Origin of the sequence: Streptomyces sp. CS113, from assembly GCF_002188365.1 — a bacterium.
Taxonomy (GTDB): domain Bacteria; phylum Actinomycetota; class Actinomycetes; order Streptomycetales; family Streptomycetaceae; genus Streptomyces; species Streptomyces tendae.
The window spans coordinates 1,667,764-1,693,571 of record NZ_KZ195574.1 but is presented as its reverse complement, the minus strand read 5'-3'; the positions used below and the strand labels follow the sequence as shown (position 1 = coordinate 1,693,571).

Below are 25,808 nucleotides of genomic sequence, written 5' to 3'. Positions count from 1 at the left end.
CGGGCGAGGTCTGGACCGTCGGCGCTGTCATCCTCAACCGGGAGGGTCGTGCCTTCGCCCAGAAGCGGCTCGGACCCCCGGAGCTCTTCCAGGCCCGCGACCAGCCCGGATCCGCAACCACCGGACGAGAAGGACTCCGGTGGCCAGAGCCAGTGCGAAGAAGCCCTCGCGGGCCCCGGAGCCGACCGTCCGTAGGCTCCGGACACCGCGCTTCCCCTCAGGTGCAGGCCGACCTGCAGGGTGCTCTCCGGGGTGCGGGAGCCTGTCGGCACGACGGAACACCTCCTGCGTGACGCGCTGCCACACGCGCTCGGGCGGAGCCGCCGGCAGGTCCCCCGCCCGCGCACCACGCGCGGCGGCCACCACGCGGGTCGTCTCGGCGAGTTCACCGCGACAGCGCGGGCACGACGCGACATGCCGCAGGGCGTCGGCGTCCTCGGCGCCGCTCACATGACCGAGTGCCAGTTCCACCAGGTGGGACGGCTCCACGTGACCCACTGCGCTCTCCTGTGTCTCGGGCTTCCTGGTCTCTGCGCGCGCAGCCGCCGGCGCGTGCGGCTGTCACTCGGGCAGCGGCTCAGCGGTGACGACGAGGTTGGCGAGGTAGCCTCCGCGCTCGGGTTCGAACGGCGGCGCACATGTGATCAGTGTGAGGACGGGGTCGCCCGTCCGGCGGAACACGGAGGGCGGCAGCTCGTCCTTGGGCACGGTGGTGCGCGAGACGACGCGGTAGGCGACCGGCGCGGCCGCCGCTCGCCGCACCTCGACGCGGTCACCACGTTGTATGTCGTAAAGTGCGGCGAACTCGCCGAGGGCGCCCGTCTCGCTGTCCACGTGTCCGACGAGTACGGCCGATCCCTCGCGGCCCCCGGGGGCCGGGCCGTAGCGGTACCAGCCGGCCACGGCGGGGCCCTCGGGGACGGTCATGGCCCCCCGCTCGGTCACGCCCACCGGCCGTACACGGGCCTCCAGGCCCACGGCTCGCACCTCGACACGCTCGGGCGGCGCTGCCGCAGCGGCGTCGGACCGCGACTGTGTACTGCTGAGCAACGGGGCCGCCGCCGCCGCCGGCTGCTGCTGCGCAGCTTGCGAGGGCGCGGGCCCGAAGTCGGGCGGGGCCGGGGCGGTTGCCGACGGCCCGCCCGAAACGGCGAGGACGGTGGCCAGAGCGGCAGCCGCCGTCGCCAGTCCGGTCAGCCGTCGCGCGGCCTCACCCACGTCGGCCGGAGACCTGGCGGGCCAGCAGCACGCCGGTCAGCGTGACCGCTCCGGCCGCGGCGGCCCACGCCAGCCACTGGTCGGGGGAGTTCGGCGTGACGGCGGCGCCGCTGCCGCCCGCGTGGACCGCGTTGGGCCTCGATTCCATGCCGCTGAACGTCTGGGTGGCGAGAGCCAGGTTCTTGTCGTCGGCGCTGCCCCAGGCGTAGAGGACGTTGCTCGTGCCCTCCTTGAGGCCGAGGTCGGCCGGTCCGATGGCCACGGTGTCCGTGCCGGCGAGGACGACATCGGCGTTCACGGTGCCCGCGTCGACGGCTGCGGTGCCCTCGTCGGGGTTCGTCAGGCCGGTGAAGACGGGCTGCCCGCCCGCCCGCACGTCCACGGCCGGTGCGGCCGCGACATGGCGGACCGTCAGGCGGGCCTTGCCGGCGTCCACCTTCGAGACGTCGTTGGTGAACGCCGTCAGCTCGGGCTTGCCCCCGGCGGAGAGGTGGGCGGCGACCGTGGCGTTGCCGCCTTCGGGTACCTTCACCTGCTTCTCCAGGGCGGGCTTGCCCTCGGGGCCCTGGCCGGCTTCGAAGACCTGGATGTCGTAGGTCCCGGCGTCGAGGGACTGCGGGTCGGTCACCGTGCCGGGCTTGAAGTCGCCGATCAGTTCGTCGCCGTTGGCGTAGACGTCGACCGTCATGCCGGGGATGCCGTGAAAGACGGACACCATGGCTTGGTCCTGTGCCTGGTCGGGGGCCGCAATGGCGGGTGCGGTCACCCCGAGTGCCAGGGCGCAGGCCCCGGTGGAGGCGGCGACGGCGACGGTGGTCCGGGAGGTCATGGGGATCATCCCTTCAAAGGGAGGCTTTGCCTGCTGTGGGTCTCACATGGGTTTCGCCGGTGGGCGGTGCCGTGGATGCGCCCGGGGCGTCACTGCTCCGCCCCGGTCAGATGCCCGTGCCGTGCACGTCGGCCCGGTCGACGGCCGCGCGCAACCGATGCAGGCCGCGACGGGCGTGGCTCTTCACCGTGCCCAGGGGGACACCGGTGCGCTCAGCGATCTGGGCCTGCGTCAGATCCTCGTAGAAGGCCAGACACAGCACCTCCCGCTGAGCGTGCGGCAACCGGGACAGGGCCTCCACGAGCAGCACCCGGTCGAGAACCTCGTCCGGTGCCTGCTGGACGAACCGGGTCGGTGTCGCGTCCTGAGCAGCCGACTCGACCAGGGCCAGACGCCGTGTCCTGGCCGCCAGCGCGTCGACGATCTTGCGGCGCGTGATCCCGACCAGCCACGCGCCGAGCGCGCCCCGCTCGGGACGGAAGCCGTGCCGACCGCGCCAGGCTCCGACAAAGACCTGCTGGGTCACGTCCTCGGCCTCGTACGTGTCACCGAGGGACCGGGTGGCCATCGTGTGCACGAGTGCTCCCCAGCGGCGGTAGATGACCGCGAACGCTTCCTCGTCGGCGCAGGCGAGGCCACGAGCCAGTTCCTCCTCGTGCCGCGTTTCCTCCACGGGCGGGACGAGCGTCGCGGTCCGTCGTGTGTCCGTGTTCATGGCCGTTCCTCCTGCCGTGCGTCGTACGGGGACGGAACGGGCCGTCCGCCGAACGGCGGGTCCGCCGGTCTGCCCTGCGCGGCTGCCGTGCGCTCTGCTCCAGTTTTCGAGGCTGAAACGACGCAGGCAACATGCGTCGTTTGTGCGTCGTACGGTGGAGGCGTGAGCACACAGAGGGAAAGCGGCGAGGACCGGTTCGGCGACGGCGACGGCGACCGGCAGGAAGGCGGGCTGACCACCGGAGAGGTGGCGCGGCGACTGGGGGTGGCGCCCACCACGGTCCGTACGTGGGACCGCCGGTACGGGCTCGGGCCGGACGCCCACACGGACGGCCGGCACCGGCGCTGGACGGCTGCGGACGTGGCGAGGCTGGAACGGATGTGCGCGCTGACGGCGACCGGGCTGCCACCGGCCGAGGCGGCACGGCTGGCGCGCAGCGAGGAGCCGTCGGCGGCTCCGTCTCGAAGCGCCGCCGGGCCACCACCGGCGTCGTCGCCCGCGCGCCGGAGCCGGGCGGGTAGCGGCCTGCGACTGGGCGACGCACGTCAGGAGTGCAGGGGAATCGCCAGGGCCGCCCTGCGCCTGGACGCCGCCGTCCTGGACGAACTGCTGCTCGCCGCGATCACCGAACACGGACTGGTCGCCGCCTGGACCGAGGTGATCGTGCCGACGCTCCAGGCCGTCGGCCGCAAGTGGGAGACGTCGGGCGAGAAGTACGTCGAGGTAGAGCACTTCCTGTCCTGGCACGTCTCCGGGGCGCTTCGGCGCGCCGCGCCCCGCACGGTCGCGGACCGTCCCGGCGCCACCACGGTGCTCGCCTGTGTGCCGGGGGAGAACCACACCCTGCCGTTGGAGGTCCTGTCGGCGGCACTGACCGAGCGAGGTGTTCCGGTGCGGATGTTCGGCGGTGCCCTGCCGGTCGAGTCGCTCGTCGCGGCGGTGCGCAGGACCGGGCCGGCCGCCGTGGGACTGTGGGCACAGTCGCGCACCACCGCCAGCAGGCCGCTGGCCCAGCACGTGGCCGCGATGGAGTGGGGAGTGCGCGGCGCCCGTCGCAGGCCGGTCGTGCTGACCCTGGGCCCCGGCTGGGCGGGACGGACGGTCGCCGGTCTGGCGCGTCCGTCGGGGCTCGCCGAAGCGGTCGCCGTTCTGGAGCCGTTGGTGTCGGCGCAGTTCTCGTGAGGTGTTGTCGTCCCGGGACTCTCGGTCGTGGCGCCGGGGTGTCGGCCGGGGGACGTGGTCCGCTGGACAGGTGGCCACGCCCGGCCGACGGGTGCCGGCGCCGCGTTCCGGCACCGGTCTGTGCCGGGCGGTTGCGGGTACTGGCCGAGACGGAGGCCGGGCGGACTATTTCGGCTCCGGGGGCCACGTGTACGGCGTCGACCGAGGAGACGTATGAGCGACGAACATCGCCGGGCACCGGACGCAGTCGTCGTCGGTGCAGGTCTGGCCGGCCTGGCGTGCGCCCTGGATCTGTGCCGGGCCGGATGGCGGGTGGCCCTGCTGGAGGCGTCCGACGGTGTGGGCGGCCGGATGCGCACGGACCGGCGGGACGGGTTCCTCCTCGACCGGGGTTTCCAGGTGTTCAACACCTCGTATCCGCAGGTGAAGCGGCGCCTCGACCTGAGGAGCCTGCGCCTGCGGCCGTTCACCGCCGGTGTGATCGCGCATACGTCGACCGGACTGGTCCGCCTCACCGATCCGACCAGGGAACCCGGTGCGGCAGGGGCACTCCTGCCGGGCCGGATCCTGTCGGCCCGTGATCTGGCCGCGCTGGCGGCACTCACCGCACGGGACGCCGTTCTGCCCGTGTCCACGACCAGACGGCGCCCGGATCGCCCCACCTCGGCGGCCCTGTCCAGAGCGGGGCTGTCGGACGCCGTGATCTCCGACGTCCTGCGGCCGTTCCTGTCCGGCGTCTTCCTGGAGGACCGGCTGGAGACCTCCGCCCGGTTCTTCCACCTGGTCTGGCGCAGCATGGTCCGCGGATCGCTGTGCCTGCCGGCGGAGGGCGTCGGCGCCGTGCCCGCCCGGCTCGCCGACGGTCTGCCCGACGGCGTCCTGCGCCTCGGTACGCCCGTCGCCGAGATCACGGACGCCGGGGTCCTGCTCGGGGACGGGACCGAGGTGCCGGCCCGGGTCGTCGTGGTGGCGACGGACCCGGCGACCGCGGCCCGCCTGCTGCCGGGCCTGACCGTCCCGGACACCCGCACCGTGACCACCTACTACCACGCCACCGACAGGGCACCGATGGCCGAGCCGACCCTGATGGTGGACAGCACCGGAGCGGTTCTCAACACCTGCGTCCTCAGCGAGGTCGCGCCCACCTACGCTCCGCCCGGCACCGCACTGGTCTCCACCTCCGTACTGGGCACGGACCCGCCCGACAGGGGGCGGACGGTGCTCCGGCGTCTGGCCGAGCTGTACGGCACCGACACGAGCGACTGGCATCAGGTCGCGGCCCGCACGATCGAGGGCGCGTTGCCCGCGATGCTCCCGCCCTGGCCGCTCAGCCGCAGCACTCGGCTAGGCCCGGGCAGGTACGTGTGCGGGGACCACCGGGCGACCGGTTCGGTGCAGGGCGCCCTGGCCTCCGGAGCGCGCGCCGCGCGAGAGGCGTCCGCCGACCAGGGGCCGGAGAGATGAGGCGCGAGCGAGCCGTGAGGTGCGCATCCGCACACTGCCCCGCTGCGGAAGCAGTGACGATCGATTCTATTTGTTGTCCGTGTCCGTGTGCGGGGGAGTGAGCGTGGAGCTGAGTCAGGCCCGAGTACCGGTGGCCGGTGCCACCGGCGTGCCGGGTGGTGCGATCACCGCCGAAGCAGCCGCCCGAGGCGCGAGGGTTGCCCTGCGCCCGGGCCCGGCCGGAACGCCCCTCGCCGAACGGCGGGCAGGGTGACACCCCGCTCCACCGAGGTCTCCGACGTCATCGTCGTCGGTGGCGGCGCGGCCGGTCTCGGCCTCGCGCACCGGCTGACGGAGACCGGGGCCGCCACCGTGACCGTGATCGAGCCGCCGGACGGCCCGCTGCGTCCCGCGGAGCGGACCTGGTGCTACTGGGGCGAGGGTGCCGACGGCCTCGACGAGGTCGTCGGCGCCTCGTGGTCCCGGCTGCGCCTGCACGGCGCCGACGGCCGGCCGGTCACCGTCGACCCGGCCCCGTTCAGCTACCGCATGGTGCGCTCCACCGACTTCGAACGGCTGATCCACGGTCGCCTGGCTCGTTCGGACGGGGGGCGTCTCCTGCGTGCGACGGTGGGATCGGTGAAGGGTGTGCCCGGGGGCGCGGAGGTCCGCTGCACCCTGCCGGGGGGCTGGTCCCTGACGTTGCGTGCCCGGCGCGTGTTCGACTCGCGGCCGTTGCGCGCCCTGCCGCCCGCCCGGACGCAGCTGCTCCAGCACTTCCGCGGCTGGTTCGTCCGCACGGGCAGCGCGCGGTTCGATCCCGCCGTCGCCGATCTGATGGACTTCCGCGTGCCCCAGCCGGCGCACGGGCTCGCCTTCGGTTACGTTCTGCCGCTCACGCCGGACCGGGCACTCGTGGAGTACACCGAGTTCTCCCGCGACGTGCTGTCCACCGAGGCGTACGAGTCGGCGCTCGGTCACTACTGCCGCGACGTCCTCGGGCTCGGCGCGCTCACCGTGGAGCGGGCCGAGCAAGGGGTCATCCCCATGACCGACGCCCGCTTTCCGCGGCGCGTCGGGGCTGCCGTGTTCCGTATCGGTGCAGCGGGCGGCGCCACCCGTCCCGCCACGGGCTACACCTTCGCGGCGATGCAACGGCAGAGCAGGGCCGTCGCCGCCGCGCTGCGCGACGGGCACGGCACCGTCCTGCCCGCTCCCCACGGACGGCGGGCGCTGGCCATGGACGCGATACTGCTGCGCGCCCTGGACACCGGACGGATCGACGGGCCCGACTTCTTCACCGGGTTGTTCCGCCGCGTCCCCGCCGAGCGCCTGCTGCGCTTCCTCGACGGCGCCACCTCACTCCGCGAGGAGTGGGGCATCGGACTGCGCACCCCGGTCCGGCCGATGCTCCGCACGGCGGCCGAACTACCCTTCCTGCCCCGCCGCTCCCGGCGCACCGCGAGAAACGGAGACGACCACCGATGAGCCTCCTGCGCGACCACGACCTGGCCCGCGCCTTCGACCACGCCTCCCACAGCTACGACCGTCTCACCTCCCTCAACCCCGGCTACCGCACCGGCCTGCTGCGCTCGGCCCGCCGCCTGCGCCTGCCCGACGATGGAGCGGGACTGCACCTCCTCGACCTCGGATGCGGCACCGGCGCCTCCACCCGGGCCCTGCTCAGGGCCGCGCCCCGGGCCCGGATCACCGCTGTGGACGCCTCCGCGGGCATGCTCCGCCGCGCACTGGCGAAGCCGTGGCCCGTACGGGTGCGCTTCCTGCACCTGACCGCCGAGGAGGTCGCGACGGCCGGCGAGGGCCCCTTCGACGCGGTCTTCGCCGCCTACCTGTTCCGCAACGTCACCGACCCGGACGCGGTCCTCGGCAGCGTCCGGACCCTGCTGCGACCGGGCGGGCGGCTCGCCGTCCACGAGTACAGTCTCAGCGGCGCGCTCAGGCACCGGGCCCTGTGGTCGGCGGTGTGCCGGGGCGTCGTCGTCCCGGCGGGCACGCTGACCGGCGACCGCGCCCTCTACCGACACCTGCGGCACAGTGTCGCCGTCTTCGACACCGCGCCCTCTTTCGCCGACCGGCTGACGAGAGCGGGCTTCACCGGGGTGCGCGTCGCCCCGGTCGCCGGATGGCAGACGGGCATCGTGCACACCTTCGTCGCCCGAGGCGGCCCGACCCCGGCGAATACCGCCCCGGCAACATCGACGCCGGCCTCCTCGTCCCCGGGAAGGGAGCACGCTCAGTGACCACCCGCCGCACCGATCCCGCCCGAAGGGGCCGCGACCGCAAGGCAGAGGTTCTGCTGCCCGCACCCGGCAGGAGCCGGTTCCAGCCCGGGGAAGGGCCGACCGTCGCGGTGATCGGCGGCGGAATCGCCGGTCTCGCCGCGGCCACCCTGCTCGCCGAACGCGGCGCCCGCGTGACCCTGTACGAGAAGGAGGCATCGCTCGGCGGACGGCTCTCCGGATGGCCCACCCGGCTGGCGGACGGCTCCCCGGTCACCATGACCCGCGGTTTCCACGCCTTCTTCCGCCAGTACTACAACCTCCGCGGCCTGCTCCGCCGCACCGACCCCGCCCTCGCGCGGCTCACCCCGCTGCCCGACTACCCCCTGCGGCACAGCGGCGGCCTGACCGACAGTTTCGCCCGTGTCCCGAGGACCCCGCCCCTCAGCGCGCTCGGATTCGTCGCCCTCAGCCCCACCTTCGGCTGGCGGGACCTCGCCGCCATGGACGCCCGAGCCGCACTACCGCTCCTCGACGTGCGGGTGCCCGAGGTCTACGAACGCTTCGACGAGTTCAGCGCCACCGGCTTCCTGGAGGGCGTCCGCTTCCCGGAAGCCGCGCACCATCTGGCCTTCGAGGTGTTCTCGCGCAGCTTCTTCGCCGACCCGCGCGAACTGTCCGCCGCCGAACTGCTGCTGATGTTCCACATCTACTTCCTCGGTTCGGCCGAGGGCCTGCTCTTCGACGTGCCGAGCGAACCCTTCCCCCAGGCGCTCTGGGACCCGCTCGCCGGCTACCTCCAGCGCCTCGGGGCGGACATCCGCACCGGTACGCCCGTGCACGGCGTGCTGCCCGCCGGCGACGCGGGAGCGGACGTGCTGACCGACACCGGCACGGGACGCCACCAGGCGGTGGTGCTCGCCCTCGACCCCGGAGGACTGCGCCGGGTCGTCGGGGCGTCACCCGGCCTGGGCACCTCCGGCTGGCGCGAGGACCTCGCCGCCCTGCGCACCGCACCGCCGTTCCTCGTCTCCCGGCTCTGGCTCGACCGGCCGGTCCGCGCCGACCGCCCGGGGTTCCTCGGCACCAGCGGCTACGGCGGGCTGGACAACATCAGCGTCCTGGAACGCTACGAGGGCGAGGCCGCCCGCTGGGCCGAGCGGACCGGCGGTTCGGTGGTGGAGCTGCACGCGTACGCCGTGGACACGGGTGCCGAACGGAAGGAGACGCAGGACATGCTCGTCGACCGGCTGCACGAGGTGTACCCGGAGACCCGCCGGGCGCGCGTCGTCGACGCCCGGCACGAGTGGCGCTCCGACTGCCCGCTCTTCCCGGTCGGTTCGTACCACCGGCGCCCCACCGTACGCACCCCCCACCCCTGGCTGACCCTGGCCGGCGACGCCATCCGCTGCGACCTGCCCGTCGCCCTCATGGAACGGGCCGCCACCACCGGTTTCCTGGCGGCGAACGCGCTGCTCGCCGACCGGGGCGTACGCGGCCAGGTGCTGTGGACCGTCCCCCGCGCGGGACGTTCCTCCGTCCTCCGGGCGCTCGGAGCCGTCGCCGGACGCCGCTCCTCCCCCTGACCGGTGCCCGTCGGGCGTACGGTCAGCCGGGGAACCGCCCGGTGCTGCGCAGTGCCCACCGGCGTTCGGCGTAGGCCAGGTCGTCGCGCCACAGGCGCCCGGCCGTATGGAGCATCAACGGGCGCAGCACGGGGGCGGCGGCCCGCGCGAGGGCGAAGCCGGGCCGATCCGAAGCGGCGATCGTCGCCTCGACCACGGCGGTGCGCGGATGTGCGTGGCCCGCTCCTGTGAGCGGGGTCGCGTGCGTCTCCACCACGGACGTGGCCCCCTCTCCGTCGGTGATGCGCATGACGACCGTGCGCGGCTCCGGCGCGGTGAACTCGGCCCGTACCGGGACCACCAGGCGCCCGGCCACCCGGAAGGAGACGTCGACGACGAAGGCGTCGTCCTCCTCGCCCTGCGGCTCCCGTGACACCGTCAGGTCGACGAACGAGTACGGGTGGAACCACGAGCCGTGCCACGGGTCGAGCCGGTTGGCCACCACGTCCTGCGGTTCGCACCGCCCCACCGCCGTGAACACCGCGTCCACCCCGCTGCCCGTCGCGGGCCGCACGGGCACCGCAGGCCGGTCGGTCGGCTCCTCGCCGCCCACCTGGTCCAGCCGTACCCAGACCAGCACCCCGTCGTCGTGAACCGGGAACGGGTCCCAGCCGGGGGACGGAGAACCGTCCAGGGCGAGGCCGTGCCAGTGGCAGACGAGCGTGCCGCAGGCGACCCGGCTGTCGCGCAGGGGAGCGCCCAGGTGCGGGCAGACACCCGGCCCCGCGCGCAGGTCGCCGGTGTCCGAGCGCCACAGCACGATCTCCACGCCGCCGACCGTCCTGCCGTACGGGCGGCCGTCCGCGCGCACGTTCCGGGAGGCGCCGAGCACGAACCAGTTTCCGGACGGACGGGCGGACGCCCGCTTGAGCGCGTCGGCGATGAGTGCCGGTCGGGCCTGACGCCAGGTCGGGGTCTGCGCCGCCCAGTCCGGGCCGGGACGCCGGAGCCGCAACGGTGGGGTCCAGCGCTGCCTGCCCGTTCGCTCACTCACCGCACCGGTTCCTTCCGTTCGACTGCCGGACCACCCGCCGTCGCCTTCCGACTCGGGGCGTGAGCCCGCCACCGGGCGCCGGCCACGCGCAGCACACCCGTCGCGGCCGTGGCCGCGCGACGCCGACGGGACACCACCGCACGACGATGCAGCACGGTGTACTCCTGCTCCGCGATCGCGTCGAGAATGCCGCCGTAGAGGGTGAAAGCGGCGCGGATGCAGGGACGCACCCGTGGATCGAGCATGGCGATGCCCGGCTCCGCCGTCCGGTACACCTCCCGCGTCATGGCCTCCGCGGCGACGAGGGCCGCGCGGATCCGCGGATCGGTGCGGCCGGTGTGGCGGCTCCACTCCAGCAGCGGCCTGTCCACACCGTGCGCGGCCAGCAGATCGCCGGGCAGGTAGACGCGGCCCCGGTCGAGGTCCTCACCCACGTCCCGCAGGAAGTTGGTCAGCTGGAACGCCACACCGAGCGCTGCCGCGTGCGGTGCCGCCTCCTCCCGGACCGTGACCGTACCGAGGACCGGCAGCATCTGCAGACCGATCACCGCGGCCGAACCGTGCACGTACCCTTGCAGGTCGGCGTAGGTCGGATAGTCCGTGACGGTCAGGTCGGCACGCATCGAGGACATGAAATCGGCGAAGAGGACGGGCTCGATGGCGTACCGGGTGGCGGTGTCGGCCACGGCCCGGACCACCGGTTCGTCGCCGCCGCCGGAGCGCAGCCCGCTCATGAGGTCGCTCTCCAGACGGCGGAGCAGCCGGTCGCGCTCCTCGGGTGCCAGGGTGCGGTCGAGGTCGTCGACGATGTCGTCCGCCCAGCGGGCGAAGCCGTACAGGGCGTGCACGGCGGAACGGCGTTCGAGCGGCAGCAGGCGGGTGGCCAGGAAGTAGGTCTTGCCGTGGCGGGCGTTGAGTCGTCGGCACCGGGTGTAGGCGGTGCGCAGCGCGGGATCGGTGATCCCGGCCGCGTCCAGCTCACGCCGCGTCATCGGCACCTGCCGAGGCCGGGACGGAGGGTTCGTCGGCCGCGGCCGGGGGCGTACGCGCTCCCACGGGACGAGCGACGCTGCCGCCGGTTACGCGGGCGGCAGCGAGCTTGCCGCTGATGAGCACCGTCGGCACGCCGACGCCCGGAGTCGTACCGCATCCCGCCAGTACCACGTTCTCCACCTCCCGTACGAGGTTGCGCGGGCGGAACGGCCCGGTCTGGGCGAAGGTGTGGGCCACCGAGAAGGGGCTGCCGGCCGCATGGCCCTGCGCCGTCCAGTCGAGCGGGGTCACCAGGAGTTCCTCCTCGATGCTGTCCGTGAAGCCGTCCAGGCCCCGGCGTTCCAGTTCGCCGGCCAGGCGGTCGCGGTAGCGGGGGCCGAGATCCCGCCAGGTGGCGGCCGAGGGGCCGACCGTCGTGTTCGGGCAGGGGGCGAGGACGTAGTGGAGATGCCGCCCCGGCGGCGCCAGGTCGGGATCATGCGACGTGGGGCGGGTGATCAGCAGCGACGGGTCGCTCATCAGCTCGCCCGTGCGGGTCAGCTCGTCGAAGGTGCGCTCCCAGGCGGCGCCGAAGGAGATGGTGTGGTGGGCGAGGTGCGGCCAGGTGCGGTCGGTGCCCGCGTGCAGGATCACGGCGGACGGTGAGTGGCGCAGCCGGGCCGGCCTCCGGGGCGTCCGTTCCAGCAGTCGGTAGGCGGCGGGCAACTCGCACGTGAGCACCACCGCGTCGCACGGGATGCGCTCGCCGGAGGTCAGGTGGACGGCCCGCACGCGGCCCGACGAGCGTTCCAGCGTGCTCACCTCGGCCCGCCAGCGCAGGTCGGCACCGGCGTCCGCCGCCGCGTCGGCCATGGCGCGGGGGAGTGCGTGCATGCCGCCCTTGGGGAACCAGACGCCGGCCACGGTGTCCATGTACGCGATCACCGCGTAGGCCGCGAGCGCGCGGGCCGGGGCGACCCCGGCGTACAGCGCCTGGAAGGAGAAGACGCGGCGCAGGCGGTCGTCGGACAGGAAGCGGCCGATGCGGCCGTCCAGCCGCCCGAAACCGCCCAGCGCCGCCAGCCGGGCCAGATCCGGGTGCAGCAGCTGGGCGGGCGAGTCGAAGTTCGTGTCGATGAAACGGCGCATCTGCGCCCGGTACAGACGCTCCAGCCACTGCCGCAGATCGCGGTAGCCGGCCGCCTGCGCCGGTCCGGCGAAGCGGCGCACCTCCGCCTCCATCGCCTCGCCGTCGGTGTGCACGTCGAGCGAGGAACCGTCCGCGAAGCACGCCCGGTAGGCGGGGTGCAGAGCCGTCAGCTCGACGCGGCGGTGGAGGCTGTCCCCGACGGCGGCGAACGCCTCGTCCGCCAGGTGCGGCATGGTCAGCACCGTGGGGCCGGTGTCCAGCTCGTAGCCGCCCCGTCGTACCCGGCCGGCCCGGCCGCCGGGGCCGGCGTCCCGTTCGACCAGGGTGACCCGGCGGCCCGCACCCAGCAGATGCAGGGCACAGGCCAGGCCGGACAGCCCGGCGCCCACCACGACGACGTGGTCGGTCGGACCCGGCACCCTCTTCACGCGACCTCCTCGGCACGACGCGGGCGCACGCCGGTGGCGTGTTGGACCAGTGTCGAGAACTCGTCCTGTACGGCCGGGGGCGCGCCGGTGCGCACGAAGTGACCGAGGCTCATGTCCGTCAGCTCCTCGATCCTCGCCTCCACGAGATCCCTGGCACCGGTGCGTTGCAAGGCCGCCCGCACGCGTTGTACGGCGTGCTCGGACCGCGGGACGGCATCCGGGGCCAGTCGCGCGGCGGCCTGGTGATCGTCGGCGGCGTCGGCGAGTTGCAGGGCTACGGCGAGGAGGTAGGTGAGCTTGCGGGAGCGCAGGTCGTCGTCGGTCGGTTTGCCGGTCAGTGCCGGGTCGCCGAAGGCACCCAGGAGGTCGTCGCGGAGCTGGAAGGCCAGTCCGGCGCACCGGCCCGCCGCCCGCAGCGCGTCCACCACCTGCGCGTCGGCACCGGCCAGCGACGCGCCCAGCGCAAGCGGCCGGGCGACCGTGTACAAGGCACTCTTCAACGTGGCGATGGCCAGCGCCTCGTCCACTCCGGACGAACGCGCGGCCTGGGCGCGCAGGTCCAGGTACTGTCCGGCGACCATCTCGGTGCGCATCGCCCGCCATTCCCCGAGCAGGAGAGAGCCGTGCGGCGTGCCGAGCGCGGTCTCCGTCAGCAGGTCGTCCGCCCAGGCCAGCGCCAGGTCACCGGCGAGCACGGCGGCCGACGTGCCGAACGCCTCCGCGGAGCCGTGCATGCCCGAGGCCCAGTGTGCCCGGGCGAGTTCGACGTGCAGGGCGGGGGCACCCCTGCGCTGCACGGACCCGTCCATCACGTCGTCGTGTACGAGGGCGCACGCCTGGAGCAGTTCGAGGGCGGCTCCCGTACGCAGGACGGCGCCGGTGTCGCCCGAGCCGCCCGCGGCGCGCCAGCCGCAGTGGGTGAACGCCGTACGCAGCCGTTTGCCGCCCCGCCCGACCAGGGCGATCAGGCGGTCGGCCAGCTCCCGGGCGAAGACGGGATCGATGGCAAGGGAATGCCGGAGTCGTTCGTCGAGTACCCGCTCGAGGACGGTGCCGACGGCGTTCGCGGCGTCGGGCACGGTGAGAGGGGCGTCGACGCGTCCGGCCGGTGGGGCCACCGTCGGCGGCAGTCCGGGCATGCACAACCCCTTCTCACGTTTGGTTATCCGCACGACACTGTTTCCGCCGGGTGCCCTGTCACGGATGCAGTGATTCCTGTCCGGTTCCACACCGCTTGCCGACCGGCGTCACCTCAGTGGCCCAACGGCACGGTACTCATGGCGGTGTGTCACCTCGTGCGCGTTCCTGCTCGCGTACCTCCGTGAGGTCGCTGAGCCGGTCGAGTTGCCGTACCGGCTGGGCGATGCGCTGGTTGCCGGCGAGCCGGTCCCGGTGCCGGTCGAGGAAGGCCCAGTAGCCGGCGGTGTACGGGCACGCGCGCTCGCCGGTGCGGTCGCCGGGCCGGTAGGCGCAGGGACCGCACAGGTCGCTCATGCGCTTGATGTAGGCGCCGCCCGAGGTGTAGGGCTTGGTCGTCATCCGGCCGCCGTCGGCGTACTGGGACATGCCGACGACGTTGGGGAGCATGACCCAGTCGTAGCCGTCCACGAAGCAGCGGTGGAACCAGTCCGTGACGGCGGCGGGGTCCCAGCCGCGCTGGAGTGCGTGACTGCCCAGGATCATCAGCCGGGGGATGTGGTGCGTCCATCCGGTGTCGCGCACCTGGGAGAGGACGGTGTGCAGGCAGTTCGCCCGGACGGCGTCCGCGTCCAGGTCGTTCCACCAGTCGGGCAGCGGGGTGGTGTGCCGGAGCGTGTTGGAGCGCCGGTAGTCCTCGCCGAAGTACCAGTACAGCTGCCAGACGTACTCGCGCCAGCCGGCGACCTGACGCACGAAGCCCTCCACGCTGTTCAGCGGCGCCCGGCCCTCGCGCCACGCCCGCTCGGCCGTCTCGACGCATTCGGCGGGGTCGAGCAGGCCGAGGTTCAGGGAGGAGGAGAGCAGGCTGTGGCTCATGACGGGGTCGGCGGCGAGCATGGCGTCCTCGTACGGGCCGAAGGTGGCGAGCCGGTGCTCGACGAAGCGCCGCAGCGCCCGCCGCGCCTCCGCCCGGGTCGCGGGGAACAGGCGGGGTCCGTCCCGCCCGACGAAGGAGACGTCCCCGTCGCGCTCCCAGCGGTCGAGGTCGTGGCGGACCTCGTCGTCGATGTCGTCCTCGCGGGGCCGGTAGGGACGGCCGACCTGCAGGGAAGTGGTGTCGCGGGGCGGGGGTTCCCGGTTGTCGTGGTCCAGGTTCCACTGGCCTCCCGCGGGTTGCCCGCCGTCCATGAGCAGGTCGTGGCCACGCCGGACCCAGTGATAGAAGTCCTCCTGCCGCAGGCGCTTGCCGCCGTGGTCGTCCGCCCATGCGGTGAAGTCGGCCATCGGCACCAGGAAGCCCCGAGCGGGGCCCACCGCCACCCGGGGAAGGGCGCGAACCAGGCGCAGCGCGGCGTGTGAAGTGGGGTGGTGGAGGCCGACCCGGCGCCCGCGTGCCGCCCGGTCGAGGCCGTCGCGGTAGGTGTCGGCCCGCACGTAGGTGACGCGGTCGCCCAGTTCGGCCGCGCGGTGGCGCATGGCGGACAGCACGAGATGTGCCTTTGCGCGGTGGAAGCGGCGTCGTCGGAAGACGGAGCGTGCCTCGATCATGAGCAAGGGAGTGTCGTGCCCGGGGCCTTCGTCGCCCGGGGTGAGGAAGTGGGGGCCGAGTTGGTCGCCGAAAAGCCAGTGCACGACGGGTGCCTCCTCAGTCGCGGCCGCGGGCGTGCTTGAAGCGCGCGAGCCCGTCGGCGAGGTCGATGACCGGTTCCGGATAGTCGAGCGCGTCGCGTTGCCCGGCCGGGAGGCGCCAGGGCTCGTGCACCCTTTTGCCGTCCACGCCGGTGAGTTCGGGGACCCAGCGGCGTACGTAGGTACCGTCCGGGTCGAACCGCCTGGCCTGGACGAGGGGGTTCAGGACGCGGTGGGGGCGCGTGTCGGTGCCGGTGCCCGCGACCCACTGCCAGTTGAGCTGGTTGTTGACGACGTCGCCGTCCACGAGGAGGTCCAGGAAGTGCCGGGCGCCGATCCGCCAGTCCACGTACAGCGTCTTGGTCAGGAAGCTCGCCGCCAGCAGCCGCGCGCGGTTGTGCATCCAGCCCTCGTGGCGCAGCTGGCGCATCGCCGCGTCGACGACCGGATATCCCGTGCGCCCCTCCCGCCACGCCGCGATGTCCTCGGCCGCCTCGTCCTCGCCCCGCCACCGGTCGTGGCGGGTGCGGTAGTCCTTCCCCGACGCCGAAGGCCGTGCCGCCATCACCTGGTGATGGAAGTCCCGCCAGCACACCTGGCGCACGAACGCCTCCGCGCCCGGCCCCCCGCGCTCGCGGGACCTGTGCACGAGCTCCGCCGGGGACAGCACGCCGAAGTGGAGATACGGCGACAGCCTGGACGTGGCATCGCCGGCGAGGTCGTCGTGCCGGTCCGCGTAACGGGACAGTCCGGACCGCGACCACCGCGAGAACCGGTCACGCCCAGCCGTTTCTCCTCCGGCCGGAAGGCCGGGCGAGGTGCCGGAGACGTCGGCACGCTCGGGCAGCGGTTCGCCGCGCACCCCGTCGGGGACGCGGACGGTGCGCGGCGCCCGGAGAGGCTGGCGCAGCGACTCCTGGGACCAGCGGCGGAAGTAAGGGGTGAACACGGCGAAGTGGTCGGAGCCGGAGGGGGTCACCGCTCCCGGCGCGAGGGCGGTGAGCACCGCCTCGTGCACGCGCAGCGCCACGTCGCTGTCGTCGAGCTCCTTGCGCAGCCGCTCCTCACGGTGCCGGGCGTACGCCGTGACGCCGGCGGCCATGTGCACCTCGCCCGCCCCGCACTCGGCGGCGACCGCGCGGACCTCCCGGGCGACCGGCCCCGCGCGGACCACGAGGCGGCCACCGCGGCGGCGCAATGAGGCGTCGAGGTCGTTCAGGCAGTCCGCGAGGAAGGCCCGCCGGTTGGGTGCGTCGAAGTGGGCCGTGCGGATGCCGGGATCGAGTACGAACAACGGCACGACCTCGTCCGCCGCCTTCAGCGCGGCGTGCATCGGTGGATGGTCGTGCAGACGCAGGTCCGAGGTGAACAGGACGACCGCGACGGTCATGGCCTCACTCCTGACGCAGTGGTACGGGGACGGTGCCTGGTGCTCCGTGCTCAGTGCTCCGTGCTTCGGCGGGGACGGCGACGTCGGATGCGTCGGGAGGAGTTCGCCGGGAGTTCCGTGGACGGAGGCGGACAACCCGGGACCGTTGTCACCAGGCCGACCCAGTGGCCGGACGACCGCGGGGGCGAGGACCGGTACCGGCACGATGCCCCGCCGTCGGAGCCCTGCGACGTCGGCGAAGCGGCGCATCAATTCGCGGTAGGTGGGCATGTCCGCTCCGCCGACGTCGAAGGCCCGGTCCACGTCGTCCGGCATGGTGGCGGACCCGACCAGGTAGCGCAACACGTCGCGGACTCCGATGGGGTGGGTGCGCACCCGAACCGAGGGCGTGCACCAGGCAGTACGCGACGTCGGCACCACGCATGGCGTCGGCGACCGAACGCGGGTCGGGCACGTCTCCCTGAACGCTCTCCGCGTCCGCCGCCCAGGGCTGGTCGCGGAGGTTGGCGGATGAGCGGGCCAGACACCGCACCCGGTGACCGGACTCCAGCAGCTCCGGCACCAGGTGCGCACCGACGTACCCGGACGCGCCGGTCACCGGACAGTGCAGGCCCTCCGCGTACCGCCGACCGGTCACCGCCACTGTCCTGCCCCTTCCGGCTCGCTCCACCGCACACTGTCCTACCGAGATCATGACGCCCACAGCATCGGCACGCCCGTCGCGACGAGGCGGCCCGCGTGGAGGTACCCGACCGTGACGTAGAGAGCACTGCCCGCGGCTACACGATGACGTTGGCCCGCCTCCGCGAAAGACTCGGATCCGTCCGGCTGCCGTACCTCACCGAGGATCACGTCGAGACGTGGGTGCGACGGACGCCCCATGGACGGTTGTGTGGCACCGTGCGGCCATTTCCGTGGGTGGTCGGGCGCGGTGGCTCACAGCTGCCTCCCGACGCCGCCCTGAAGTGGTCGGAGGACGGAGCCGGGCTCGACTACAACCGGCCTCCGCGACTGCGCCCGGCGGAGCGCAAGACGCGGCGGTGCTCCGCGGGGCAGCGGGTTCCCGTACGGCCGGACGACGACGGTGACGCCGCGCAGACCGGGCTTGGGGTCGTCCTCTGCACGTCCCGGGTCACGGCCTTGATCGGGTGGGAGTCGGTTCACTCGCGCTGGGGCGAACCGTGAGCGGGCCGTGCACGATTGGGGTGCCCCGGTCGGGGAACCCGGCGCAGCATGATCCAGAGCATGGTGCACGGTGGCGCGGCGGGTGTCGCCTCTACGACCGTACGCAACGCTGTGACCTACGCCGACACGGTCCGACGGGGACGGTCCGCCCGCGAGGTGCCTGCCCAGGTCGTGGCGCGGCTCGCCGCGGAGGAGGCGGTGCATCCGGGGACGGTCAGGGACAACCGGCTCACCGGCCCGGGCGCCCTGTCGGCCATCGCTGTCGGCTGCGGGGCCGGAGCCACCGTCTCCATGCCGCGGCGCACGGGCGCCCGGATGCCCGTGTGGCTGAGCGGCCTCGTCACCGCGGTGGAGCACCGCTCATGAACCCGGCGGCGGAGACCCTGATCAGAGTGGGGCTGATCGGCGCGGCTACTGGTCTGCGCAGTCAGTGGGGAGTCGCGGCGCTGTCCTGGAGTACCCCGCCGGCCGCGGGACGGCCACTGCCCTCGGCGCTCCTGACAGGCCCGTGGGCCCGTGCTCTCACCTGCTTCACCACGGCAGCGGAGTTCGTCGCCGACAAAGCGCCGTCCACCCCCAGTCGGCTGAGCGCTCAGGGCATGGGGCCTCGGGTTGTGCTTGGCGCGCTCGCCGGCGCAGCACTCGCACAGCGTCGTGGGGCACTCCCGCCGTTCACGGCCGTGGCCACGGGTGTCTCGACGGCCGTGGCCGGCGCGTTCGCCGGCGCGCGTTGGCGCGGAGCAGCAAGCTCACCGGGCTGGTCTGTCGCAGTCGCGGCCGCCGCCGAGGATCTCCTGGCCGCGGGGCTGGCCTGGGCGGCATGCACCTCCTCTGTGCGACGCCCGCTCCCGGCGGGTGACGATGAGCACGGCACGAAACCCTCGAGGTAGCCTCGGTTCGGCAGCCGAGCGGCGGCGGTTCGTTCATCCTGTCTTGTTCTGCAGGAACTCGGTAAGCGCTGTGCCCGGGCGGAACGTGGCTGTCCCACCGTCCATGCGGAAGCTGCCGAAACTGCCCAGAGAGACGTTCTCGCGCCTGTTCAGCGCCTCGGCGATCGAGCCGGGGTGCTCCACAGTGCCGAAGAGGAGGTCGAACACCCGCTCCACGTCGGTGGACGTGAGTGGTGCGTCCTTGCCTCCGTTCGCCGCGGTGTTGATGGTTTCCTCGGCGAGTTGCTTCTTGTCCATGTGTCCTGCCCGAGCGTTGATCGTAAAGGGGACGTGTGACGCCACGATGGCCGCAGTCGGCGGTTGGTGCATCTTCTGACCGGCGCACGGATGGAGTCGGTGGTGCATCGGCCTCACTGGGTGTCGCCCCTTGACACGTCCTTTGACCGTTTGGCGGCGCGTGGCTCGCCGGGCGGCCGCAGTGCGGATGGAATGAGGGGAAACCCCCACGTCTGAAGGTGAGTCGGTCATGCTGGTCAAGAAGCTCCACGAGTCCGGAATCCGAGCCGAGCACGCTTACGCGGCCGGCTTCGTTTCCATCGGGTTGTCAGTGGTCACCTGGTGCACTTCCCTGCGCGTGGAGAAGAAGGGAGAAGAACGCGCCGACCGTTGGGGCATCTTCGTCGGGGAATGGGCTCCGACCTTCTTCGCGATCGGTCTGGCCTTGTCGACGTACGAAAAGTGAACCTCCCCGGCCCGGCCTTCTGTTCACGAGGCACTGCTGCGCCCGCGCGGGCTGCTGTGGCGAACGCTTGCGGAACACGCCGCCGTGCGGACGGTGCGCCCGTCCGGGTCCGTGACGGTCCGGCCGGCCGAGGCGCCGGTGCCGCGTTCACGTGTGACGTGTACGCGCTTTGGAACGGGAGCACGCGTCGGTCGTCCCCGGTAGCCGCGAGCGGTTGTCTGCCACGAGCCGGTAGACGCCGTGCGCGACCCGGCGTACCGGCTTCACCATGAGCAGGGCCCCGAGCAGGCTCCATCCGCCGCCCGCGCTCAGGAGAAGCTTCGACACAGCGTCTGCGCCGCCGTAGACCGTCCCAGCCGGTGTCACCCACAGTGCCTCGCGCTGAGCACGCTGTCGCGTCACGCCGATGCCTCGCAGGTCGGCTCGCTGCCAGGCGACGCTTTCACAATGGGGACTCACGTTCCGTTCGATCCATCGCACTGCCGTGGTGCAGAAGCCGCAGTCGCCGTCGAAGAGGAGCATGGGCACCGTCCGCACGCCGTCGTGGCGTCCCGCTGTGCTCCTGTCGGGCATCCGGCCGGTCCTCTCGTGGTGGGCCGGGCAGCGCCGCGTTCGTGCGTGGCGCACACGCCACGTGCTGGTGAGCAGGGGTGCGGCGTCGTCAGTGCCTGGCATCCGTTGTGGCGCTCGACGAGTTCCCAGCCGGCGCGGTCGCAAACTGTCTGCCAGCGGTCCGGTGGTCCCTCGCCCCTCCGGCATCCGGGCCGCTGAGGGGTGCGTCATCCGCGTCAGGACCGTCCGGGCGGCGGAACCGGCGGAGGCGCCGCGCTGAGCTGAGTGTTGCGGCTGGGACCGTGCCACTCCACGCACACGACCGTGGCGTCGTCGTTGAGTCGCCCGTCGTGGTGGTGCAGGACAGCGCGCATGAGGCGGCGCAGAGTCTCCGGGACAGGGAAGCCGTCGGCGTGGTGGCGGATGATGAAGTCGGTGAACCGGGTGAGGCCGAACTCTTGGCCCTGTTTGTCGCGGGCCTCGGTGATGCCGTCGGTGTACAGCAGGATCCGGTCACCGGGCTCGAGCTGTTCCCGGCACAGCGTCGCGGTGGTTTCCAACCCGGCGCCGAGCGGATGCGCGGGTGGGCAGTGCAGAACGGTCGTCCAGCGTCCGGCCCGGATGAGGACCGGCGGGTGATGGCCTCGATTGATCCAGGTCAGCAGCCCGGTCGAGGTGTTGAGCTCGGCCAGCGTGGCGGTGACGAACGTTTCGTGTGCGAAGTGCTCGAGGAGGATCTCCTCCACCCGTTCTCCGAGGGCGACCAGATCCGTTCCTTGCCGGCGCTGGTTGCGGCAGGCGGCCACCACGAGGTTGGCGGCCAGCCCGGCGTGACTGTTGTGACCCATGGCGTCGAAGATGCCGAGATGCACTCGGCCGTCGGCGATCGCATAGTCGAAGGCATCTCCACCGATCTCATAGGCCGGCTCCATGGCCGCGGAAATCACCACGTCCTTGTTGGCGAACGAACGCGGAGGCATCAGATTCCATTGCAGTTCCGCCGCCACGTTCATCGCCTGCGTGCGTGCGAGCCGTGCGGCCGCGTCACTGCTGGGTCGTTTGCTGACCACCAGCAGGCCCACCAGGGAGGCGACCGCCTGAAGCTGTTCGAGATCGGCGTCATCGGTCAGACTTCCGCACAGCAGGCCCAGCCGCTCGGTACCGTCCAGTATCGGTATCCACCAGCGATCCTGCTCGCCGTTCGCGAACAGTTGGGGCCGGATGCTGGTGTAGGCCCGCCCCGGCAGTGTGCCTTCGACGGCGTAGACCTCGCCGCCACCCGCTGCGCTGAGCCCCTTCCCGGTGACTTCCCGCAGGATCTCCTGGCGTAGATCGGCCAGGTAGATCCGTACATCGTGCATGCCTGCCTGTTCGGTGTACCGGGCGACCAGGGAAGGAAGCTCGTCGAAGGCGGCCAGGTGGCTGTCGCGGAGCAGCTCGGTGAGCATTCTCGACGTGCGCTCGGACGTGTTCATAGTGGCCACCTCTTCCAGCAGCAGGAGAGCCTTCGTCGGCCAGTTCCAGCATCGCAGGCTGCGGCACCAGTGTCGGCACGACGGTGTGGCTCGGAACCGGCCTGTCGCCGGGCCTGCTGTCAACGGCGAGCAACGCGATTCTTCCCGCGAGAGGGGCAGCGACGTCGTCGAGGACGGTGCCGGTCGCGACCGTCTTCAGGACGGGCGACGAGGAAGACGCTCGCCGACGACACCGAGTACGGCCTGCCCGGCGGCCTGTACTACCGGTATCGACCCCCGGAACGGCTCCCTGTCACGCCTGGTGCTGCCGCAGCAGGGTCCGCGTCTCGCGGTCGACCTGCCGCCCCTCACCCGTGGGCACGACGACCACCGGGACGGCGGCTCCCGGTGCGCTGACCACGGTCGGGCGGTCCACGGTCGCACCTTCGGGCACCTGCAGCCCGCTCGTCAGACCGAGCGTGGTGAGCCGCGCGCACACCTCCTCGCGAACCTCGGGCTGGTCCTCGCCGATCTCCCCGGTGAAGACCAGGGCGTCCAGCCGGTCGAGGGAAGCGGCCATCGCGGCGATGCCACGGCGACAGTGGTGGGTGAAGACGTCCAACGCGAAGCCGGCGCGCTCGTCGCCCCCGGCACGAGCGCGTACGAGGTCGCGGGTGTCGTCCGACGTGCCGGAGAGCGCGAGTAGACCGCCCCCCTGGTTCAGCGCGGTGTCGACCTCCTCGGCGGACAGGTGGTGCCTGGTCTGCAGCCACGTCAGCGCGCCGGGATCGATGCTGCCGCTCCGGTGGGCCATGACCAGCCCCTCCAGCGGAGTGAACCCCATGGTGGTGTCGACACTGCGGCCGTCGCGCACCGCGCAGGCGGAACAGCCGCCACCGAGGTGGGCGATCACCACCTGCAATCGTTCGGGGCGTCGGCCCAGGAGCTCAGCAGCCCGGCCGAGTGCCCACGAGTAGGACAGACCATGGAACCCGTAACGGCGCAGCCCGTACCGCTCGCGCCACGCCCCGGGCACCGCGTACTCCCGGGCGGCGGCGGGCAGGCCGGCGTGGAAGGCGGTGTCCAGGCAAGCGGCGTGCGGGATGTCCGGGAGCAGGTCCCGGGCGGCGTCCAGCACGGTGAGCGCGGGCGGGACGTGGAGCGGCGCCATGTCGGCCGCCCCGTCCAGGGCGTCGCGTACGTGATCGTCCACCAGCAGATGCTCCCGCAGCGCCGGGCCGCCGTGGACGACGCGGTGGCCGACAGCCACGGGTGCCGGAGCCTCATGCAGCAGTTGCCGCAGCAGACCGACGGCATGGTCGCCGGGTGCGGAGGAACTGTCGCGTTCGGCGAGGACGCCGAGGTCGTCGTCGAACACGGTCAGGTGCAGGCTCGACGATCCGGCATCGACCACCAGGACGGCCCCGAAAGGTTCCTCAAACACGGCATCCTCCTACTGATCAGGATGGAGCGTCATGCCCGCGGTGACGTCGAGGAAGGCAGCACCGTGACGCCTGCGGCGGGAGCCACGCCGTACGGCGGTGGACGCGGCGGGCAGCACGCAGCGGTGGCCGCCCAAGTCGAGGAGCCGGACTCACCGTCGGTCACAGGGCGCCGGTCTTCAGCCACTCTCGTCCACGGCGCGGCTTGCGGGCAGAAGTTCGCGGATGTCCGCGGGCAGCACACCGGCCATTTTCTCTGTCAACTCCGGAGTGAGGGCGGCGTCGAGTACCTCCAGGACGCCTGCGGCCTCTCGTATGGCCGTCTCCTCGTCCGTTGCCGCGCGGCCTGCGATGCGGCCGGCGAACACGGTGAGGTCGAACCGCTCACCCGAGGTGGATCCGTGGCCGTCGGCGGCAGAATCCGTCCTCTGGCGTACGGAGGCGGCGAGGGTCGGCGGGAGCTGGGCGGCCATGTGGTTCGCGAGTGCGGACGGCAGTCGTTCGGCCAGTGTCTCCAGTACGGCCCGTGTCGCCCGTTCGGCCGAACCCCGGTCCGGCAACTGAGCAAGAGCCTGCACTTTTCCTGTCATCTCGTCGTGCTGCATGAGGTTGCTTCCTTCCCTCACGGTGCGTCGGTACCGGGGAAGCCGGCGGGGGCAACGAGCGGGTACCCGACGTGATGTCGCTACACGACCGTCCGCCGGAAACCGACGGTCCGCGTGGCGGTCCCGACGGTCGTCCGCGAGCGCCAGAACGTGAAGCGCAGAAGGCAGGGGGAGGCTGACGTGGCGGACGGCCGGTTGGGGCTGGACGAGGTGCTCGCGGCGGCGGAGAACGCCGCGCCGGTCACAGGAGGTGCTGGAGGGGTTCGGTCGCTGGGCCCCGTGGACGTGGGCGGACACCGAAATCGCGACGGGCAGGTGACTGCCACCGCGGTTGCGTCGCCGCCGTTTCGGCTCCACCGGGCAGGAAACTCCGACCAGAGGCCGAAGTCCGCAAAATCGAGGACACCGGGTAGCCCCGCCCCGACCACCGAACGTCTGGGCGGACTCCTCGTCGGCAAGCCACGAAGGGAGCATTCCGATGAAGGCCGTTGTCTGGAAGGGACTGGGGGACATCGGTCTCGAGGACGTGCCCGAACCGAAGATCAAGGATCCGTACGACGCCATCGTGCGCATCACGACCTCCGCCATCTGCGGTACCGACCTCCACTTCGTCCGCGGCACCATGCCCGGCATGCAGGAGGGACGGATTCTCGGCCACGAGGCGGTCGGCGTGGTGGAGGAGGTGGGTTCCGGAGTGCGCAACCTGCGCCCCGGCGACCGCGTGGTGGTGCCCTCGACAGTGGCGTGCGGTGTGTGCAGTTACTGCCGCGCGGGCTACTACGCCCAGTGCGACAACGCCAACCCCGGGGGGCGGCTGGCAGGCACCGTCTTCTTCGGCGGGCCGCAGGCCGCGGGCGGGCTGGACGGGCTGCAGGCCGAGTACGCCCGAATCCCCTTCGCCCATGTCGGGCTGGTGCCGCTGCCGGACACCGTGGACGACGCGCAGGCGATCCTGCTCTCGGACATCTACCCCACCTCCTGGTTCGGAGCCAGGCTGGCCGAGGTCGGCGACGGCGACACCGTCGCGATCGTCGGGGCCGGCGCCGTCGGGCAGGCCGCCATCGCCTGCGCCCGCCTGCAGGGGGCCGGGCGGATCATCGTCGTCGACGGCGTCGGCGACCGCCTGGACATGGCCCGTAGCCAGCATGCGGAAACCGTCGACTTCAATGCTGAGGACCCGGTCGAGGCGGTGCGTGAGCTGACCGGCGGCATCGGCGTGGACCGGGTGATCGAGGCCGTGGGCGTGGACGCACAGAAGCCGTCCCACGGGCCCGCCGCGGACGCCGCGGCCCAGCAGGCCGAGGAGTTCGGCCACGAGCGGTCGGAGGCCGCGCCGGAGCAGAACCCGGACGGCGCGACGTGGGTGCCGGGTGACGCCCCGACGCTGGCGGCGCGCTGGGCGGTGCAGATGGTGGCGAAGGCCGGCACGGTCGGCACCATCGGTGTCTATCCGCCGCAGGTGCAGCACTACCCCTTCGGCGAGGCGTTCATGAAGAACCTGACCCTGCGGATGGGCAACTGCAACCACCGGCGCTATGTACCGCCTCTGGTCTCGCTGGTCGCCTCGGGAAGCCTCGACCCCACCCCCCTCGTCACCCGCTGGGGCGGCACTGCGAACGCCGTCGAGGCGTACCGCCGCTTCGACCGGCGGGAGGCGGGTTGGACCAAGGTGGTCCTCGGCGTCTCGGAGGACGGAACGGTCGCTCCCGGCCTCGGCGAAGCGGCGGGCACCGGCGCGGCCACCACCGCCGGCTCGCCGGGCCCCACGGCGGCCGAGGCGACTCAGGAAGCGGGATCATGAAGCGGTGTGCCGCCCCGGGTGAGATCGGGCGCCGAAGCGAGGGATGGCCTGCCTCGGCGGCGGCGACGACGACGGTGGTCCTTCAGCGCCCGTGAGCAGAAGAGGCGTCAAGCGATTTCGCGATGCCGGACAGCGGGCCAGGAACTCGGTCTGCGGCTCATGGAGTGGGCCTCCGACGGCGA

General features: G+C 72.7%; 23 protein-coding genes and 1 pseudogene. 9 read left to right on the top strand and 15 right to left on the bottom strand.

The window, feature by feature from the left end; genetic code table 11:
• Positions 1 to 561 precede the first annotated feature (561 nt).
• The 3 genes from B9W62_RS07260 to B9W62_RS07250 all read right to left on the bottom strand — a co-directional run bounded on the left by B9W62_RS07260 (position 562) and on the right by B9W62_RS07250 (position 2,762).
• Entirely contained in the window at positions 562 to 987 is a 426-nt protein-coding gene (locus B9W62_RS07260; protein WP_256976220.1) for a class F sortase, read from the bottom strand.
• A gap of 223 nt (positions 988 to 1,210) precedes the next feature.
• Positions 1,211 to 2,047, bottom strand: coding sequence for a DUF4397 domain-containing protein (locus B9W62_RS07255; RefSeq protein WP_087806307.1), 837 nt, complete (start codon positions 2,045 to 2,047; stop codon positions 1,211 to 1,213).
• Positions 2,048 to 2,153: 106 nt separating this feature from the next.
• A complete protein-coding gene (locus B9W62_RS07250; RefSeq protein WP_087806305.1) occupies positions 2,154 to 2,762 on the bottom strand; it encodes a sigma-70 family RNA polymerase sigma factor in 609 nt (202 codons plus the stop codon).
• Positions 2,763 to 2,924: 162 nt separating this feature from the next.
• Between B9W62_RS07250 and B9W62_RS07245 the strand changes: the two genes are divergently transcribed.
• From B9W62_RS07245 to B9W62_RS07225, 5 genes are all read left to right on the top strand, one after another.
• A complete protein-coding gene (locus B9W62_RS07245; RefSeq protein WP_087806303.1) occupies positions 2,925 to 3,944 on the top strand; it encodes a MerR family transcriptional regulator in 1,020 nt (339 codons plus the stop codon).
• A 213-nt stretch (positions 3,945 to 4,157) separates the two neighbouring features.
• Entirely contained in the window at positions 4,158 to 5,408 is a 1,251-nt protein-coding gene (locus tag B9W62_RS07240; protein WP_087806301.1) for an NAD(P)/FAD-dependent oxidoreductase, read from the top strand.
• A gap of 249 nt (positions 5,409 to 5,657) precedes the next feature.
• Positions 5,658 to 6,875, top strand: coding sequence for a lycopene cyclase family protein (locus B9W62_RS07235; protein ID WP_087806299.1), 1,218 nt, complete (start codon positions 5,658 to 5,660; stop codon positions 6,873 to 6,875).
• Positions 6,872 to 7,648, top strand: a complete 777-nt coding sequence (locus B9W62_RS07230) for a class I SAM-dependent methyltransferase (RefSeq protein WP_087806297.1) — start codon at positions 6,872 to 6,874, stop codon at positions 7,646 to 7,648. The genes B9W62_RS07235 and B9W62_RS07230 overlap by 4 nt, the downstream gene beginning before the upstream one ends.
• The gene (locus B9W62_RS07225) at positions 7,645 to 9,213 is read left to right on the top strand and encodes an FAD-dependent oxidoreductase (RefSeq protein WP_087806295.1); all 1,569 of its coding nucleotides are present in this window, start codon (positions 7,645 to 7,647) and stop codon (positions 9,211 to 9,213) included. Before B9W62_RS07230 ends, B9W62_RS07225 begins: the two co-directional genes overlap by 4 nt.
• Before the next feature lie 22 nt (positions 9,214 to 9,235).
• Here B9W62_RS07225 and B9W62_RS07220 read toward each other — a convergent pair whose 3' ends face one another.
• The 7 genes and pseudogenes from B9W62_RS07220 to B9W62_RS07190 form a co-directional block, all read right to left on the bottom strand.
• Positions 9,236 to 10,246 carry a Rieske (2Fe-2S) protein gene (locus tag B9W62_RS07220; RefSeq protein WP_087806293.1) on the bottom strand — a complete coding sequence of 337 codons (1,011 nt, stop codon included), beginning with the start codon at positions 10,244 to 10,246 and terminating at the stop codon, positions 9,236 to 9,238.
• Positions 10,243 to 11,238, bottom strand: a complete 996-nt coding sequence (locus tag B9W62_RS07215; RefSeq protein WP_087806291.1) for a phytoene/squalene synthase family protein — start codon at positions 11,236 to 11,238, stop codon at positions 10,243 to 10,245. The genes B9W62_RS07220 and B9W62_RS07215 overlap by 4 nt, the downstream gene beginning before the upstream one ends.
• Positions 11,225 to 12,796, bottom strand: a complete 1,572-nt coding sequence (gene crtI / locus B9W62_RS07210) for a phytoene desaturase family protein (protein ID WP_256976219.1) — start codon at positions 12,794 to 12,796, stop codon at positions 11,225 to 11,227. Before crtI ends, B9W62_RS07215 begins: the two co-directional genes overlap by 14 nt.
• Positions 12,793 to 13,935, bottom strand: a complete 1,143-nt coding sequence (locus B9W62_RS07205) for a polyprenyl synthetase family protein (protein WP_179235380.1) — start codon at positions 13,933 to 13,935, stop codon at positions 12,793 to 12,795. Before B9W62_RS07205 ends, crtI begins: the two co-directional genes overlap by 4 nt.
• Positions 13,936 to 14,071: 136 nt before the next feature.
• Positions 14,072 to 15,568: a cryptochrome/photolyase family protein gene (locus B9W62_RS07200; protein WP_087806287.1), complete on the bottom strand. Its 1,497-nt coding sequence runs from the start codon at positions 15,566 to 15,568 to the stop codon at positions 14,072 to 14,074.
• 13 nt (positions 15,569 to 15,581) lie between these two features.
• Positions 15,582 to 16,955 (bottom strand): cryptochrome/photolyase family protein, encoded by a 1,374-nt coding sequence (locus B9W62_RS07195; protein ID WP_087806285.1) that lies wholly within the window; start codon positions 16,953 to 16,955, stop codon positions 15,582 to 15,584.
• Positions 16,956 to 17,092: 137 nt separating this feature from the next.
• Positions 17,093 to 17,598, bottom strand: a pseudogene (locus tag B9W62_RS07190) (NAD(P)H-binding protein); the annotation flags it as partial.
• Between the two features lie 590 nt (positions 17,599 to 18,188).
• On the opposite strand from B9W62_RS07190, the gene B9W62_RS07180 reads away from it, so the two are divergent.
• Together B9W62_RS07180 and B9W62_RS41190 are read left to right on the top strand one after the other, a co-directional pair.
• Positions 18,189 to 18,506, top strand: a complete 318-nt coding sequence (locus B9W62_RS07180) for a hypothetical protein (protein WP_087806281.1) — start codon at positions 18,189 to 18,191, stop codon at positions 18,504 to 18,506.
• Complete coding sequence (locus B9W62_RS41190) at positions 18,503 to 19,030, top strand: DUF4126 family protein (RefSeq protein ID WP_107424195.1); 528 nt, start codon at positions 18,503 to 18,505, stop codon at positions 19,028 to 19,030. The genes B9W62_RS07180 and B9W62_RS41190 overlap by 4 nt, the downstream gene beginning before the upstream one ends.
• A gap of 33 nt (positions 19,031 to 19,063) precedes the next feature.
• Here the strand turns inward: B9W62_RS41190 and B9W62_RS07175 are convergent, their stop codons facing one another.
• A complete protein-coding gene (locus B9W62_RS07175; RefSeq protein ID WP_087806279.1) occupies positions 19,064 to 19,327 on the bottom strand; it encodes an HU family DNA-binding protein in 264 nt (87 codons plus the stop codon).
• Between the two features lie 229 nt (positions 19,328 to 19,556).
• Here B9W62_RS07175 and B9W62_RS07170 point away from each other — a divergent pair, with 229 nt between their 5' ends.
• A complete protein-coding gene (locus tag B9W62_RS07170) occupies positions 19,557 to 19,772 on the top strand; it encodes a hypothetical protein (RefSeq protein WP_087788979.1) in 216 nt (71 codons plus the stop codon).
• A 147-nt stretch (positions 19,773 to 19,919) separates the two neighbouring features.
• Here the strand turns inward: B9W62_RS07170 and B9W62_RS07165 are convergent, their stop codons facing one another.
• The 4 genes from B9W62_RS07165 to B9W62_RS07150 all read right to left on the bottom strand — a co-directional run bounded on the left by B9W62_RS07165 (position 19,920) and on the right by B9W62_RS07150 (position 23,825).
• On the bottom strand, positions 19,920 to 20,294 hold the full coding sequence (locus tag B9W62_RS07165; RefSeq protein WP_373433667.1) for a thiol-disulfide oxidoreductase DCC family protein: 375 nt from the start codon (positions 20,292 to 20,294) through the stop codon (positions 19,920 to 19,922).
• Between the two features lie 266 nt (positions 20,295 to 20,560).
• Positions 20,561 to 21,799 (bottom strand): PP2C family protein-serine/threonine phosphatase, encoded by a 1,239-nt coding sequence (locus B9W62_RS07160; RefSeq protein ID WP_256976218.1) that lies wholly within the window; start codon positions 21,797 to 21,799, stop codon positions 20,561 to 20,563.
• Between the two features lie 292 nt (positions 21,800 to 22,091).
• Positions 22,092 to 23,222 (bottom strand): acetate/propionate family kinase, encoded by a 1,131-nt coding sequence (locus B9W62_RS07155; RefSeq protein ID WP_087806275.1) that lies wholly within the window; start codon positions 23,220 to 23,222, stop codon positions 22,092 to 22,094.
• Between the two features lie 177 nt (positions 23,223 to 23,399).
• The gene (locus tag B9W62_RS07150) at positions 23,400 to 23,825 is read right to left on the bottom strand and encodes a DUF2267 domain-containing protein (RefSeq protein ID WP_087806273.1); all 426 of its coding nucleotides are present in this window, start codon (positions 23,823 to 23,825) and stop codon (positions 23,400 to 23,402) included.
• A gap of 478 nt (positions 23,826 to 24,303) precedes the next feature.
• Between B9W62_RS07150 and B9W62_RS07145 the strand changes: the two genes are divergently transcribed.
• On the top strand, positions 24,304 to 25,626 hold the full coding sequence (locus B9W62_RS07145; protein ID WP_087806271.1) for a zinc-dependent alcohol dehydrogenase: 1,323 nt from the start codon (positions 24,304 to 24,306) through the stop codon (positions 25,624 to 25,626).
• Positions 25,627 to 25,808: the final 182 nt, after the last annotated feature.

Bases quoted from the DNA above. Each gene is read 5' to 3' on its own strand.
- B9W62_RS07255 (WP_087806307.1), bottom strand. From the start codon at position 2,047: ATGACCTCCCGGACCACCGTCGCCGTCGCCGCCTCCACCGGGGCCTGC.
- B9W62_RS07250 (WP_087806305.1), bottom strand. From the start codon at position 2,762: ATGAACACGGACACACGACGGACCGCGACGCTCGTCCCGCCCGTGGAG.
- B9W62_RS07240 (WP_087806301.1), top strand. From the start codon at position 4,158: ATGAGCGACGAACATCGCCGGGCACCGGACGCAGTCGTCGTCGGTGCA.
- B9W62_RS07230 (WP_087806297.1), top strand. From the start codon at position 6,872: ATGAGCCTCCTGCGCGACCACGACCTGGCCCGCGCCTTCGACCACGCC.
- B9W62_RS07215 (WP_087806291.1), bottom strand. From the start codon at position 11,238: ATGACGCGGCGTGAGCTGGACGCGGCCGGGATCACCGATCCCGCGCTG.
- B9W62_RS07205 (WP_179235380.1), bottom strand. From the start codon at position 13,935: ATGCCCGGACTGCCGCCGACGGTGGCCCCACCGGCCGGACGCGTCGAC.
- B9W62_RS07195 (WP_087806285.1), bottom strand. From the start codon at position 16,955: ATGACCGTCGCGGTCGTCCTGTTCACCTCGGACCTGCGTCTGCACGAC.
- B9W62_RS07180 (WP_087806281.1), top strand. From the start codon at position 18,189: ATGATCCAGAGCATGGTGCACGGTGGCGCGGCGGGTGTCGCCTCTACG.
- B9W62_RS41190 (WP_107424195.1), top strand. From the start codon at position 18,503: ATGAACCCGGCGGCGGAGACCCTGATCAGAGTGGGGCTGATCGGCGCG.
- B9W62_RS07175 (WP_087806279.1), bottom strand. From the start codon at position 19,327: ATGGACAAGAAGCAACTCGCCGAGGAAACCATCAACACCGCGGCGAAC.
- B9W62_RS07170 (WP_087788979.1), top strand. From the start codon at position 19,557: ATGCTGGTCAAGAAGCTCCACGAGTCCGGAATCCGAGCCGAGCACGCT.
- B9W62_RS07165 (WP_373433667.1), bottom strand. From the start codon at position 20,294: ATGCTCCTCTTCGACGGCGACTGCGGCTTCTGCACCACGGCAGTGCGA.
- B9W62_RS07160 (WP_256976218.1), bottom strand. From the start codon at position 21,799: ATGAACACGTCCGAGCGCACGTCGAGAATGCTCACCGAGCTGCTCCGC.
- B9W62_RS07150 (WP_087806273.1), bottom strand. From the start codon at position 23,825: ATGCAGCACGACGAGATGACAGGAAAAGTGCAGGCTCTTGCTCAGTTG.
- B9W62_RS07145 (WP_087806271.1), top strand. From the start codon at position 24,304: ATGAAGGCCGTTGTCTGGAAGGGACTGGGGGACATCGGTCTCGAGGAC.